This window comes from Dyella silvatica, from assembly GCF_026283955.1.
Lineage (GTDB): Bacteria > Pseudomonadota > Gammaproteobacteria > Xanthomonadales > Rhodanobacteraceae > Dyella_C > Dyella_C silvatica.
The window spans coordinates 19,011-31,013 of sequence record NZ_JAPDPE010000017.1; the positions used below are offsets into that span (position 1 = coordinate 19,011).

At 57.1% G+C, this 12,003-nt stretch carries 13 protein-coding genes; 9 read left to right on the forward strand and 4 right to left on the reverse strand.

The features are described 5' to 3' along the window. Positions 1–19 precede the first annotated feature (19 nt). The gene (locus OUZ52_RS05490) at positions 20–502 is read right to left on the reverse strand and encodes a hypothetical protein (protein WP_266157332.1); all 483 of its coding nucleotides are present in this window, start codon (positions 500–502) and stop codon (positions 20–22) included. Between the two features lie 666 nt (positions 503–1,168). On the opposite strand from OUZ52_RS05490, the gene OUZ52_RS05495 reads away from it, so the two are divergent. The 8 genes from OUZ52_RS05495 to OUZ52_RS05530 all read left to right on the forward strand — a co-directional run bounded on the left by OUZ52_RS05495 (position 1,169) and on the right by OUZ52_RS05530 (position 7,206). Further along, on the forward strand, positions 1,169–1,456 hold the full coding sequence (locus tag OUZ52_RS05495; RefSeq protein ID WP_266157333.1) for a phosphopantetheine-binding protein: 288 nt from the start codon (positions 1,169–1,171) through the stop codon (positions 1,454–1,456). Next, the gene (locus OUZ52_RS05500) at positions 1,446–1,778 is read left to right on the forward strand and encodes an ApeI family dehydratase (RefSeq protein ID WP_266157334.1); all 333 of its coding nucleotides are present in this window, start codon (positions 1,446–1,448) and stop codon (positions 1,776–1,778) included. Before OUZ52_RS05495 ends, OUZ52_RS05500 begins: the two co-directional genes overlap by 11 nt. A 133-nt stretch (positions 1,779–1,911) precedes the next feature. Next, entirely contained in the window at positions 1,912–3,111 is a 1,200-nt protein-coding gene (locus OUZ52_RS05505) for a beta-ketoacyl synthase N-terminal-like domain-containing protein (protein ID WP_266157335.1), read from the forward strand. Further along, complete coding sequence (locus OUZ52_RS05510) at positions 3,108–3,902, forward strand: beta-ketoacyl synthase chain length factor (protein ID WP_266157336.1); 795 nt, start codon at positions 3,108–3,110, stop codon at positions 3,900–3,902. The genes OUZ52_RS05505 and OUZ52_RS05510 overlap by 4 nt, the downstream gene beginning before the upstream one ends. Continuing rightward, entirely contained in the window at positions 3,896–4,381 is a 486-nt protein-coding gene (locus OUZ52_RS05515; protein ID WP_266157337.1) for a hotdog family protein, read from the forward strand. Before OUZ52_RS05510 ends, OUZ52_RS05515 begins: the two co-directional genes overlap by 7 nt. Positions 4,382–4,399: 18 nt before the next feature. Continuing rightward, positions 4,400–5,119 (forward strand): 3-oxoacyl-ACP reductase FabG, encoded by a 720-nt coding sequence (gene fabG, locus OUZ52_RS05520; RefSeq protein ID WP_266157338.1) that lies wholly within the window; start codon positions 4,400–4,402, stop codon positions 5,117–5,119. 107 nt (positions 5,120–5,226) lie between these two features. Beyond that, on the forward strand, positions 5,227–6,075 hold the full coding sequence (locus OUZ52_RS05525) for a ferritin-like domain-containing protein (RefSeq protein ID WP_266157339.1): 849 nt from the start codon (positions 5,227–5,229) through the stop codon (positions 6,073–6,075). Between the two features lie 378 nt (positions 6,076–6,453). Further along, entirely contained in the window at positions 6,454–7,206 is a 753-nt protein-coding gene (locus OUZ52_RS05530) for a class I SAM-dependent methyltransferase (RefSeq protein WP_266157364.1), read from the forward strand. A 52-nt stretch (positions 7,207–7,258) separates the two neighbouring features. Here the strand turns inward: OUZ52_RS05530 and OUZ52_RS05535 are convergent, their stop codons facing one another. Together OUZ52_RS05535 and OUZ52_RS05540 are read right to left on the reverse strand one after the other, a co-directional pair. Then, positions 7,259–7,501, reverse strand: a complete 243-nt coding sequence (locus OUZ52_RS05535) for a helix-turn-helix domain-containing protein (protein WP_266157341.1) — start codon at positions 7,499–7,501, stop codon at positions 7,259–7,261. A 3-nt stretch (positions 7,502–7,504) separates the two neighbouring features. Further along, positions 7,505–7,981 (reverse strand): DUF2975 domain-containing protein, encoded by a 477-nt coding sequence (locus OUZ52_RS05540; protein ID WP_266157342.1) that lies wholly within the window; start codon positions 7,979–7,981, stop codon positions 7,505–7,507. A gap of 144 nt (positions 7,982–8,125) precedes the next feature. On the opposite strand from OUZ52_RS05540, the gene OUZ52_RS05545 reads away from it, so the two are divergent. After that, entirely contained in the window at positions 8,126–10,000 is a 1,875-nt protein-coding gene (locus OUZ52_RS05545) for an aspartyl protease family protein (RefSeq protein ID WP_266157343.1), read from the forward strand. A 966-nt stretch (positions 10,001–10,966) separates the two neighbouring features. Here the strand turns inward: OUZ52_RS05545 and OUZ52_RS05550 are convergent. After that, positions 10,967–11,998 carry an RHS repeat-associated core domain-containing protein gene (locus tag OUZ52_RS05550; RefSeq protein ID WP_266157344.1) on the reverse strand — a complete coding sequence of 344 codons (1,032 nt, stop codon included), beginning with the start codon at positions 11,996–11,998 and terminating at the stop codon, positions 10,967–10,969. Positions 11,999–12,003: the final 5 nt, after the last annotated feature.

The following is a 12,003-nucleotide window of genomic DNA, read 5'->3' on the forward strand; positions in this document are numbered from 1 at the left end:
GGCCCCAGCCACTAAAGACTTACTGGTATTCGACGCCATTGACTACAACGTAGCCCGCCGTCCGCCAGCTCGAGCTGGTTCCGTGGTGGGTCCAATCGATACCCTGGCTGGAATCGTTGTCGTAGTAGTAACGGCCACGCACGGTGACATTGTCACCCACGGCAACCCACGGCCATGCCGGCGCGTTCATCTGATCGAGATCCGAGACGATCTCGATCACCGAGTTAGGTGCAACCTGGACCAGAAAATAACCATGCCAACCGCTGCGGGTTTTTTTCTTCGGGTAGACGAAGGTCACCGTGCCGCACACATTTTCCGCGACGTCCTGGCTGAGCTGACCGTTTTCGAACAATTGCTGATCGCTGAGAAATTGATTGTCATCGCAAGGGAACGTCGACGCATGCTTTTCCGCGCCTGGCGTAGCAGCATGACTGGCCGATGGGCCGAGCAGACTCAAGGCAAACACACCGGCCAACGCAACGGATACGTATAGAGGTTTCATGGATATCCTTTCTCGTGAATGGAAAAGCGCTGTATCAATCGTTACATCGATACGGCGCGATCTAGGCAATGTGCAATCTGCCGCCCCTGCTCGGCCAGCGGAGTCTCCGACCGAACGATGTCATGCGCATGACGACGCAAACCATCGCGCCGTCATCATGGTCCGAACAAATATCCAGATTGCGTGAATGCCCTCGCCAGCACGCAAGGCACGCCGCGATAGCTATCACATACGCTTCACATCGCCGTGTTGGACATTCGAAAGAACTGCATGCAATGCAAATCGCATCGCGATGAACTTGCGTTTCATGCTGACGCCTAGCGTGGATTGGACCCATCCACGGTCCTCGTCGACAAAGTATCTGCGAGCTTTATAAGCGCGGGCATCGAAACTTCTTTTCGCTGGTTTACGCGGCAGCACAACGGCGCCGCCAACTGGACGGCGTTTTAAACAATAAATAAGACTTACGACGACTCTTCACTGATCTATCACGCCATAATTTATTAGATATTATTTATAGCTAACCTCATCACAAAATAATCACGTTACAAACACCAAGATAAAGTTTAAAGCCATTAATTTCTGTAACGCACCAATAAACGGCCGATCTAAGGCCGGGCATGGGTGAAATTTACGAAATCGCTCCCATCGACATAAGGAGTAGTCATGGTCATACCGTCAGAGCAAGAGTTCCTCGAACTCATCGTCGACACGCTCAATCTAGACAACGATATTGAGATCACGCCCGAGACCCCCTTGTTTGGCGGTGAGCTCGATTTGAACTCGATTGACGCACTCGAAATCGGCGCCGTCATCAATCAACGCTTCAAGGTCGAATTGAAGGTCGATGACGAAGCGACCCGGCAAGCCTATGCCAATGTTCGCAGCCTGCATGCCTTTGTGGCGGCAAAAATGCTAGCGAAGAACGAAGCCAGGGAAGCCAATGCCGCCTGAGCCGAGTGAGTTCGAATACGTAACGGCCATCGCCAAGGATCACCCCGCGTCCAACGGTCATTTCGTCGGTAACCCGATTATTCCTGGCGCGGTGATCATGGAGCATGTGCGGATTGCCTTCGCGCAATTTCGCGGCGACCTGCATCTCAAGCGCATGACCAAAGTGAAGAACTTATCCGTTTTAAAACCGGGTAACACACTCACCGTCAGGATCCGCAGCAAAAGCGAAGAAAGCTTTAGTTTCAGCTGCCTGGACTGTGACGACACCGAGATTGCCGCGGGATCTTTCCATTCGACGCCGCTGGCTGCGACAAGGCAGTAAAACTGGCAGCGTATTGGCCATGGCGGTTATTGCACTCTCGGTACATCAACATCGCTTCGGCGATGGCCGTTGTGGGCGCATCGGCCGCATGACAAACGAATCGCGCGTACAAAGTTGTTGGAGTTCTTAGGACATGGCGATTTTACCGACCTACGTGACCGCCTATACGCTCACGAGTGCCCTGGGCGTGGGAAATACAGCAACGCTCAGTGCCATAAAAAACAAGACTGGCGGCTTGCGCGAACATTCGATGGGAGAACTTGGTCGCACCTGGTTCGGCTTCGTCAACCCCGAGGCTTTGTATCCGATCGAAGGCGATCTGGCCGCCTACGACAACGAATGCAGCCGCATGGCACAGACCGCGCTGCAACAAGACGGCTTTATCGAAGCCGTCGAACGAGCCAAGAAAACCTACGGCAAGCATCGCGTTGCCTGCTTCCTGGGCACGATTACCAGCGGCATCTGTTTTGTCGAAGACGATTATCAAAAGAGCCAGGTCGCATTGGATCTGACCCCGGGAAGCAATTACACCCACGGCGGCAGCCTCGACGCCACCGTGCAGTATGTCCGCAAGAGCCTGGATATCAGCGGCCCTTATGCCACCATCGGCACCGCCTGCTCATCCAGTGCCAAGGTCTTCGCCACGGCTTATCGCTACCTGCAAATGGGCCTATGCGATGCAGCTATCGTTGCCGGGGTGGAATCGTTCAGCGAAACGCTGATCAACGGCTTTCGCTCGCTAGGCGTGTTATCCACCCAGCCGTGCAGGCCCTGGGATGGTGAACGCGATGGCATCAGCATCGGTGCCGCCGCCGGCTTTGCCTTGCTGGAAAAGCAACCGGCCGAAGCCAGTCACGATCCGGCGCCTATCGAGCTGATCGGTTACGGCGAAACCGCCGACGGCTACGACATGACCGCCCCTCATCCGGAAGGCAAAGGCATCGAGGCGGCCATGTTGCTGGCGCTCAAACGCGCAGGCCTCGATGCGAAAGACATCGACTACATCAATGCGCACGGCAGCGGCACGCCGATGAACGACGATGCGGAAGATGCCGCCGTGCATCGCATTTTCGGCGCCCTGGTGCTGGTCAGTTCAACCAAGGGTTGGACCGGTCATACCCAGGGCGCGGCCGGCATTACCGAGGCGATCATTCTGATGCTTGGGATGGAAAACGACCTGGTTCCCGCCAGCCTTAATACCCATGCTGTCGACAGCTCACTCAAATGCAATATCGCTCTCGACAACCAATCGCACCGCATCCGCTATGGGCTGACCAATTCGATGGGCTTCGGCGGCAATAACGCCACGCTGATTTTCGGGAGAACGCATTGAAGCCGCTTTATATCGAAACCATCAGCCTCTATGGTCCGGGCCTGCCGAGCTGGCAGGAGGCGGTCCATACGCTGCTGGCCCCGGAGACCTATCGCGAAGATATCACCGGCCCGCTGCAATCGACGTTTCTTTCCTCCGGCATCAAACGCAAGACCACCCAGCACATGCAGCTGGCCATCCATGCGGCGGACAAAGCCCTGGAAGGCACCGATGCCGACCTCAACAATATCGAACTGGTCTTCGCCAGCTCAGAAGGCGATTTAAATATCGCGCACCACATCTGCTACTCACTAACCCTGGAAGGCAAGCCGGTCTCGCCGACCAAATTCCAGAATGTGATCTTGAATGCCGCCGCCGGACACTTGGGCATTCTGCTGAAGAACACCGCCAGCGCCACCACCGTGACCGCAGCGGCACATAGCCTGGCCGTAGGCCTGCTGCAGTCCTATACGACGTCGCTGACCGAATCGGCACCGATTCTATATGTTGCCTACGACGCGCCGGCGCTATTGAAAATCGACCCGCATGCGACGCCTATCGATCCGTTCTCCGTCGGCTTTCTGTTAAGCCCGCATCCCAGCGAGCGCTCCATCGCCGCGATTCGCTTAAGCCTGCAAAACGGCACCGAAGTCACTCCGATCGAAAATGCCGACCTGTCGCGGGTCAGCGCGCGCTCGTCGACGGCAGGCGTCTTGCCGCTAATGATTGCCCTGGCCAAACAGCAGCGGGATACCGTTGCGCTCGCCTATTCCCATGATCAGGTTCTGAGTGTCGAGGTCACCCCATGCTAGACCTGCCCCAGCGGATGGACACCAAGCAGCTTGCCGCCTTTATTCCGCATCAGGGGCCGATGCTATTGCTTGATTGCGTGGAGTCGTGGGACGACAGCAAGATCGTCTGCAGCGCGACCTCGCATCTGGATGCGAACAATCCGTTGAAGGTCAATGGACGGCTATCGTATATCCATGTGATCGAGTACGGCGCCCAGGCCGCCGCGATTCACCTCGCCATCAACGCTATCGATACTAAAAAACCGATGGTGGGCTACAACAAACTCACCCCGATCTCGTCGGCCTATCTTGCTGTCACGCGCAATTTCAGTTTCGAAGAAGGTTATCTGGATGCCCATCCAAACTCTCGCTTGATCCTGACGTCCGAGGTGATCTTGGTCGGGCCGCGCATTTATCAGTATCACGTCAACGGCACGATCGACGGCAAGACGCTGGCCGAAGGCACGATTTCGCTGGTGACCGATGAAGTCCAGGATTAATCAGACAGGAGGCTGGCCATGCAGACAGCACTGGTAACCGGTGGCAGTGGCGATATCGGCGCAGCCATCTGCATGGAGTTGGCGCAGCGCGGCTTGCATGTCTACGTTCATGCCAACAAAAACCCACAGAAAGCCGAAGCCGTGGCCGGGCAAATCCGTGACCAGGGCGGCAAGGCCGAAGTGATTGTGTTCGACATCAGCGACACTGCCTTGACCCAGCAACTGCTGTCCGAACTCACCGAGCACACCACCATCGATGTGCTGGTCAACAACGCTGGCACGCTTCACGACGTACCGATGGCCGGCATGGAGTTCGAATCCTGGAGCAAGGTCATCAATACGACTTTGCATGGTTTTTTCAATGTCACCCGGCCGCTGCTGATGCCGATGATTCGCAAGCGCAAGGGTCGCATCATCAATATGTCATCGGTCTCCGGCATTACCGGCGTACGTGGACAGACCAACTACGCCGCGGCAAAAAGCGGCTTGCACGGCGCCAGCAAATCGCTGGCCCAGGAGCTGGCGAATCGCAACATCACCGTCAACGTGGTCGCTCCCGGCGTCATCGATGGCGGCATGGCCAAGGGCAAATTCGACCCGGCGCTGCTCAAGGCCATCGTACCCATGCAACGTGCCGGACGCGTCGAGGAAGTCTCGGCCTTGGTCGGTTTTCTCGCCTCCGACGCGGCGAGTTACATCACCGGCCAAATCATCAGTGTCAATGGCGGCATGGCTTAGTTATCAAGGATGTCGCCGCGATCGACCTCGTCAAGCTGCAAACGGATACCAACCCGCGAACCGACTCATCTGAACCTGAAGTTCCACCCATCTTTGAGGACGCTTCCATGACCGCACAAGTGAGGGATATTTTTAACGATCTGTCCTACTACTCACTGTTCGACGTCGCCGAAAAAGCTCGCTGGCTGATGCGCGACGTCGACTGGGAGCATATCGACAAATCCATGGTGACCCCGGCATTGATCGAGATGGTGAAAACGATCACCTTCGGCGAGCTGACCACCTACTCGGCCACTCGCTCGTTCATGGAAATGTTCGAGGACGATATCGACTTTACCCAGTGGCTTGCGGTGTGGCTGTACGAAGAGACCAAGCACCCCCACGCGCTGACCAAGTGGCTGGCGATGAATGGCGTGCAGCTATCGGGCCAATACCTGATGGAAGGCCGCACGATTACCCCGATGACCAAGTCCAGGACGGAGATGCTCACCTTTAACGTCATCTCCGAGATCGTCGCCGGCAATATGTATCTGGCGACCTCGGAAAGCGTGAGCGAACCGGTGCTCAAAGACATCACCGCCAAGCTGGCCAAGGATGAGATGCGCCACTCCGTGGGCTTCGAAAACTACACCCGCCGAACCATCGCCGAAGCCGCCGATCCAGATTACGAGAAAACCATCGTGCTGAGGTCGGCCTGGGTGTTCTTGCAGGGCGATCAGTTCATCAATCATCCGGTATTCGAGACCGTGCGCAATCTCAATGCCATCCTCGGCGATACGGTGATCAAGAAGATCCGCAAACAAATCGTCTCGCGCATCGGCAAGCTTGCCGGCGTGGATATTCCCGAGCCAGAGCAAATCTACGCCGTCTATAGCCAGTTCAAAGCCGACTATCGTGCCAAACGCAAAACCACGCCGAGCAAGCATGCCGACATGGCGGCGGCGGCCGCTATGTGAGTAAGCGCATGGCCCGGCATCTTGGATACCCGTTGTCCGCACGCCTACGGACAACGGGCACTGCTCGTAGCCACGCATGTTGTCCGCGGCACTCGCCAATCCAAGCGTCCGCCGGCTTGCCGGACATGCTCGCCCGAGTCACAGCCACTCGGCGTTATCGAAAGTACCGGCACTCGCAATGCCGCCCCTGCCCTTGACCCACCGATAGGCATCCATGCGGCGCAGCGACGCATGTATGCTCAGCAGCATTGACGCGAACCTGATCTCTGGAGCCCCCTCTGCATGAGCTGTGAATTGGCCTGTGAGCCACTTGATCTGGCCGCTGAGTCACCCATGAAACCCATCTCGAACACCGCATTCTATTGCTGTGGGGTAAGAATGCAGGACGCGCAAAGTGCATATCCCGTATGCGGCGATACCTTTGCAAAAGTTTTCATGGACGAGCGTGGCTTGCAGATTTTCGAGAGCTTCAAAGCCGAGAAAAAAGCCAACGCCAGCAATCTGGCACGCGCGCGTATCATCGACGATCACCTCCGCCGCGCCTTGGCAGCGCACCCCGACCTGCTGGTGGTCACCGTGGGTGCTGGCTTCGACACCCGGCCTTTCCGCCTGCCCGGTGGCAGCTGGCTGGAACTGGACGAGCCGCAAATCATCGCCTACAAAAACCAACGGCTACCGGTAGCCGATAGCCCCAATCCATTGCAACGGATCGCCATCGATTTCTCGACCGGGGCGCTGGCAGAAAAACTGGCGCCGTACGCCAGGCACAGGCCGGTCATCTGTGTGGTCGAAGGCGTGCTGCTTTATCTCGACCCGCCAGCTCGCCAGCATCTTGCTTACACGCTGCGTAGTGCGTTTCCGGCGCATACGCTGATCTGCGATCTGATGACGAAAAAATTCCTGCACAGCTATGCACGATCGGTGCGACGCCGGATCGCCGACCTCGGTGCATCACTGACGGCCGCCGATCGACCCGATCAGCTTTTCACGGCAGCAGGCTATCGCATGCAGCAGGTGACCTCGATCTCGCGCAGCGCGGCAGCCTTTGGGCTATTGAAGGTTCCGCTGTGGATGCTGCGCTTCATGCGCACTCTGTCATCCGGCTACGCGATTTATCTCTTCAAGGCCTGAGGTTCCGCCACTGGCTGTCTAGAGGCACTGAATCAGCGAACCACTCGGCGGCTCACAACAAGCCGCCCGGGTCATCGTCGCTATCGACCTCACCCGCCTTGAACTCAAGCAGGTCGCCCGGCTGGCAGTCGAGATACTCGCAAATACGCTCCAGCGTATTGAAGCGAATACCCCTGACCTTGCCCGACTTGAGCAACGAGAGATTCTGTTCGGTAATGCCCACATGGGCGGCCAGCTCGCGCGACTTCACCTTGCGGCGCGCGAGCATGAGATCGAGATTGACGAGAATAGGCATGGCTTAGACGATCAGCTGATTGTCTTCGGCCAATTGCCCGGCCTCTTCCATGATCCAGGCAATCGTAAAGAACAAGGCGCCAATCATGGCCAGCCAGACATCGGAACTGTCGACAGCAAAGCTGATTGTCACCGGCGCGGGCGTATGCGGTGTAAGCAGGCGTGCGATGACGATTTCAATCGCCGGCAACAGGCAGCTCGCCAAGGTGCCCGACAGCAGCGACAGTGCAAACACGCGCAGATGGCGTACGGCGCGTGCGCTGAAAAATTCGCCCTGCTCGAACAACCGCATCAAACGCACCAGTCGATAAAGCCCGGCAAGAAAAATCAGCGAAACCAGCACGCTTTGAATCAGCGCAAGCATGGGCCGCTGAAGCAAATCGTCCGATACCGACAGATTGAGCGCGATACCACGAGCCGCGTGACTGCCCGCACCAAGCCAGGCCAACGCCAGATTCGCCGCCACTACGGCCAGCATCATCGCAACAATGACATAACGTAGCCAGCGGGCTTTTCGCTTGGCTTTAACACAATCAATATTTATCATCAAGTAACCAAAGTTTACTGTAAAACAGTAAACTTTTCTCCTAATGTGGCAACCTTGCGCACCATGTAGGAAATAACCGTGATCTGCAAGCTGTTGCCGCTAGGCATCGCACTGATGCTTGGCTTGAGTGCCCCCTTATACGCATCGGCCAACCCTTCCAGCCCCGACCCACGCGCCATCTTTGCCGCGATGAAAGCCGCCAGCGGCGGCTCGCGTTGGGATGCCATCGGCGAACTCCATTACGAGGCCGAAACCCTGCAGGGCGGCATCAAGGGACACAGCACCGTACGCGCCGATCTGCGCAGCGGTCGCAACGCCATATTCACCGACACCGGCGGCGAACGCGGCGGCCAGGGGTACGACGGCAAACACAGCTGGTTTCTGGACGAGAAGAATCTCGTCTCGGTGCTGGAGACCGAGCAAGCACGCCGCGCCGCCGTGAGTGATAGCTATATGACGCGCAACGACTGGTTCAAAGACCCGGCAACCGCCCCCGCCCAGATGCAATTTCTGGGCAGCAAACGCGAGGCCGGCCGCGAATTCCAAACCATCCGCATCAGCCCGAAAGACGGCCAGCCGTTCGAAGTATGGGTCGACGCCAAGACCCACTTGCTCGATCGCACGGTGGAGCACAGCGATACCAACGAAGTCACCACCACACGGTATTCGGACTACCGCCTCGTCGACGGTTTGCGGCTTCCCTTCGCGCAACGACAAGGTAATGGCGACGCGCAATACGACGCCACGCTACGGGTCCAGCGCTTCGAGCCCCTCTCTAACGTCGATGAAGCCCATTTTGCCATGCCGGCATCCACCGCTTGCGATGCGCGAATCGTCGACGGCGCCACCTCCGCCACGGTGCCGTTCGAATCCTACGGCAGCTGGATTCTGGTCCAGCTATCGATCAATGGCGCGCCGCCGTTGCCCTTCGTGCTCGATACCGGCGCCATCAATATCCTTACGCCCGCCGCCGCCCAGCAACTGGGCATCAACGGCAAGGGAAACATTGCCGTCGCCGGCGCGGGCGAAGCAACCGCATCGATGAAAACCGCCCATATCGAATCCTATCGGCTGGGCCAGATCAAACTCGACGATCAACGCTTCGGCATACTCGACCTGCCAAGAATCATGACCGACCGCGGCGACCGACCGCCGGTCGCCGGCCTGATCGGCTACGAGGTATTACGCCGCTTCGTAACGCGCATCGACTACGACCGGCACGAGTTGACCTTCACCCCCACGGCGAGCTTTCGCTATACCGGCAGCGCAACACCGGCAGTGCTTACCTTCGACAGCCGCACACCGCGGGTCGAGGCCAGTATCAACGGCGCGCAAGGCGTGTTCGGCCTGGATACCGGCGACGCCGGCGAATTGACCGTATTCGCTCCATTCGCCAAGGCCCACGGCATGGTCGCCAAACCCAGTGCTAGAACCTCGGAGTCTCGCGGCGTCGGCGGAAAATCCATCACCACCGATCTCGATATAAGCACGCTGACCCTCGGCGGCCATACCATCAGCCATCCCCACACTAGCCTCATAGGGACCAAGGCAGGCGCTTTTGCCTCAAGCTCACTGGCCGGCAATATCGGATACGGGATTCTTTCGCGCTTTGTGCTCACGCTCGATTACGAACACCGGCAGCTGTTTCTCGAACGCGGGCAGCATTTCGCCAAACCCGCCACCGACAAGCGCACCTGGCACGACATGAGCTTTGATCGCCTGGCCCATGACCGTATCGTCATCACCCGCGTCGATCCCGGCTCACCCAGCGCAAAAGCCGGCTTGCAAGTCGGCGATCAAATCACCGCCATCGACAACACCCCGATCAGCCAGCTCGGCTTCGATGGCCTGGTAGGCATGTGGAAACACCCGGTGGGGACACGTGTGGTATTGCAAACCGTGCGGAACGGCGCAACGCGAGAAGCCGTAATGACCTTGGTCGCGAATCCTTGAGATCACGCGATAAGCCGGGAGGCGCCAGAACAGGTGGCGTCGCTTGCTCTGTGCCAATACATGGACGGTTTCGTCGACAGAAAGAGCCCAAGCTCCCCAATCTCTGCCAAACCCTAACCAACACAGCCTAACCTCTGGTGCACTGAAGGACTGATGTCTCAGCTTGCCGGTTCTTGCTTCGTCGTATACGTCAAAACCATACGGTTGAGCCTGGTGACTCGAATGCCGACGCGCCCATTAGCCAGCAGTCCAGCCAGAATGATTATGGAACGTGCAAACGGCATATTGATTACTTTCACCTTGATTGACGTCACCTGCATCGTACAGATAATTTAGAGTGCTCCTCGATTGCAGCGCCCCTAGTCTCTACGTCATGCGCGGACCCATCGCTTCTGTCTAGACAACAGGCTGAATTCTTACCACCTCACCCGCCCATGGTCATAGCCGACACGGTAATCTGCCCGGCATACGCCGTTATCGCCAAGGTGCTTCATGTCTGACCCGGCTACATCGTCCACAACGGCTCCGTCGTGGGCGTCGCTGTCCAGCGACACCTTACTTCACCAGCAACTAGAGCTCTCCAGCGTATGCAAGTGTTCGCCATCTCGGATCTACAAGCTCGATGCATTGCAAGCATTAGCCGAGCAGTCAACTTTATGTGGTAGTGAGTGATGTCATCAGTGATAACCTTGTCCGCACTAGCACTATAGATGGCTCGCTCTGACCTCTGACGTTTTTGCTTAGGTGTTTATGGATCCAACCATCCCTGTATAACGGCCACCCATACGCCATCCCTCAACCTTACTTCAGCGCGAGCCGTCAACTCCTCATCCGTAATCAACACGTCCATACCCTCATACAGCTGCAGAGATTCTTGATCTAAAAATGCACGCGTAGCCTGGGTCACAAGGCGCACAGTGCAATCGTCGTCGGCATTATTAAAATCCACTGGAAGGATAGGTAACATCATTTGCCCTTCGTTATTAGTGGATTGGGATTTTTCTGAATTTTCATCAACGGGCTAGCCTGCTCCCCGCTAAGGTTCGTTACTGTGACATGATGTCCGTAGCCTGGCGTAACGACAACCTCCCCCCCAGCTGCCCGAATATCTCCCACAGTTGTCACACCAACTTGATTATTGCGGAGAAATGAACCCAGTTCTGAAAGGTCGGTGCCCCCATCGCATTGACAGGAAAAGCCAATTACTCCCGGCGTCCTGCTTGGACCAATAGCACCTTGAATTTTTGCTGCAGATTGATTGGCAGCATCTCCTCCGCGCACCACCAACGCCTCTGAACTAAACGGGGAAACGACTCCATTTGCGACTGCAGCACCTTCTACCAGCAGTGCACCACTGGCCGTTACCGCTTCACCATTAGCCATTAATCCCGCAGCAAGACTCCCGGAGGCAAGAGAGTCAGCGGCGACAGCGACCGCAGTGCGTGCAACGAATCCCACAGCCGGAGCTGCGGCCATGGTCGCTATCGAAGTCAACACTACCTGGGCTTGCGCTGCATTTTGCTCGTTAAGCTGTTGAAACTGCTGAGGGCTTTGCTGCGACATAGTGGCTTGGCCAACCCACCATCCCGCATCCATAGTGCTCTGTCGACCATCAGGGTCTATGTTCGCTATCGGATTATTGTTCGCGTAATCGTAGCGACTGAAATTGAACCCATTGCCCGGTGATACCCCAATGGGGTCCATGGAAAGAAAGCGTCCACTATTTGGATCGTAATACCGCGCCTGCATATAAACGAGATCCGTCTCTGGATCGTTCACATGCCCGGTATAGCCTGGCCCACTTGGCGCTGTTCCAAGCGCTTGGGTCCCGTAGGGGCGGTAGTCAAATGTAGCGGTGATATTGCCGCTGGCATCCGCCTCCGCCAACGGCGTCCCCTGGGGGTCGGTATAGACGTAGGTCACTGTAGCTGCGTGGGCTATGGCACCCCAGCTGAGCCACAGGATCAACAGCATCAGTAAACGCCGGCTTGTATTCATTGCCA

Bases quoted from the DNA above. Each gene is read 5' to 3' on its own strand.
- OUZ52_RS05525 (WP_266157339.1), top strand. From the start codon at position 5,227: ATGACCGCACAAGTGAGGGATATTTTTAACGATCTGTCCTACTACTCA.
- OUZ52_RS05550 (WP_266157344.1), bottom strand. From the start codon at position 11,998: ATGAATACAAGCCGGCGTTTACTGATGCTGTTGATCCTGTGGCTCAGC.
- OUZ52_RS05515 (WP_266157337.1), top strand. From the start codon at position 3,896: ATGCTAGACCTGCCCCAGCGGATGGACACCAAGCAGCTTGCCGCCTTT.
- OUZ52_RS05540 (WP_266157342.1), bottom strand. From the start codon at position 7,981: ATGATGCTGGCCGTAGTGGCGGCGAATCTGGCGTTGGCCTGGCTTGGT.
- OUZ52_RS05505 (WP_266157335.1), top strand. From the start codon at position 1,912: ATGGCGATTTTACCGACCTACGTGACCGCCTATACGCTCACGAGTGCC.
- OUZ52_RS05490 (WP_266157332.1), bottom strand. From the start codon at position 502: ATGAAACCTCTATACGTATCCGTTGCGTTGGCCGGTGTGTTTGCCTTG.
- fabG (WP_266157338.1), top strand. From the start codon at position 4,400: ATGCAGACAGCACTGGTAACCGGTGGCAGTGGCGATATCGGCGCAGCC.
- OUZ52_RS05530 (WP_266157364.1), top strand. From the start codon at position 6,454: ATGCAGGACGCGCAAAGTGCATATCCCGTATGCGGCGATACCTTTGCA.
- OUZ52_RS05495 (WP_266157333.1), top strand. From the start codon at position 1,169: ATGGTCATACCGTCAGAGCAAGAGTTCCTCGAACTCATCGTCGACACG.
- OUZ52_RS05535 (WP_266157341.1), bottom strand. From the start codon at position 7,501: ATGCCTATTCTCGTCAATCTCGATCTCATGCTCGCGCGCCGCAAGGTG.
- OUZ52_RS05500 (WP_266157334.1), top strand. From the start codon at position 1,446: ATGCCGCCTGAGCCGAGTGAGTTCGAATACGTAACGGCCATCGCCAAG.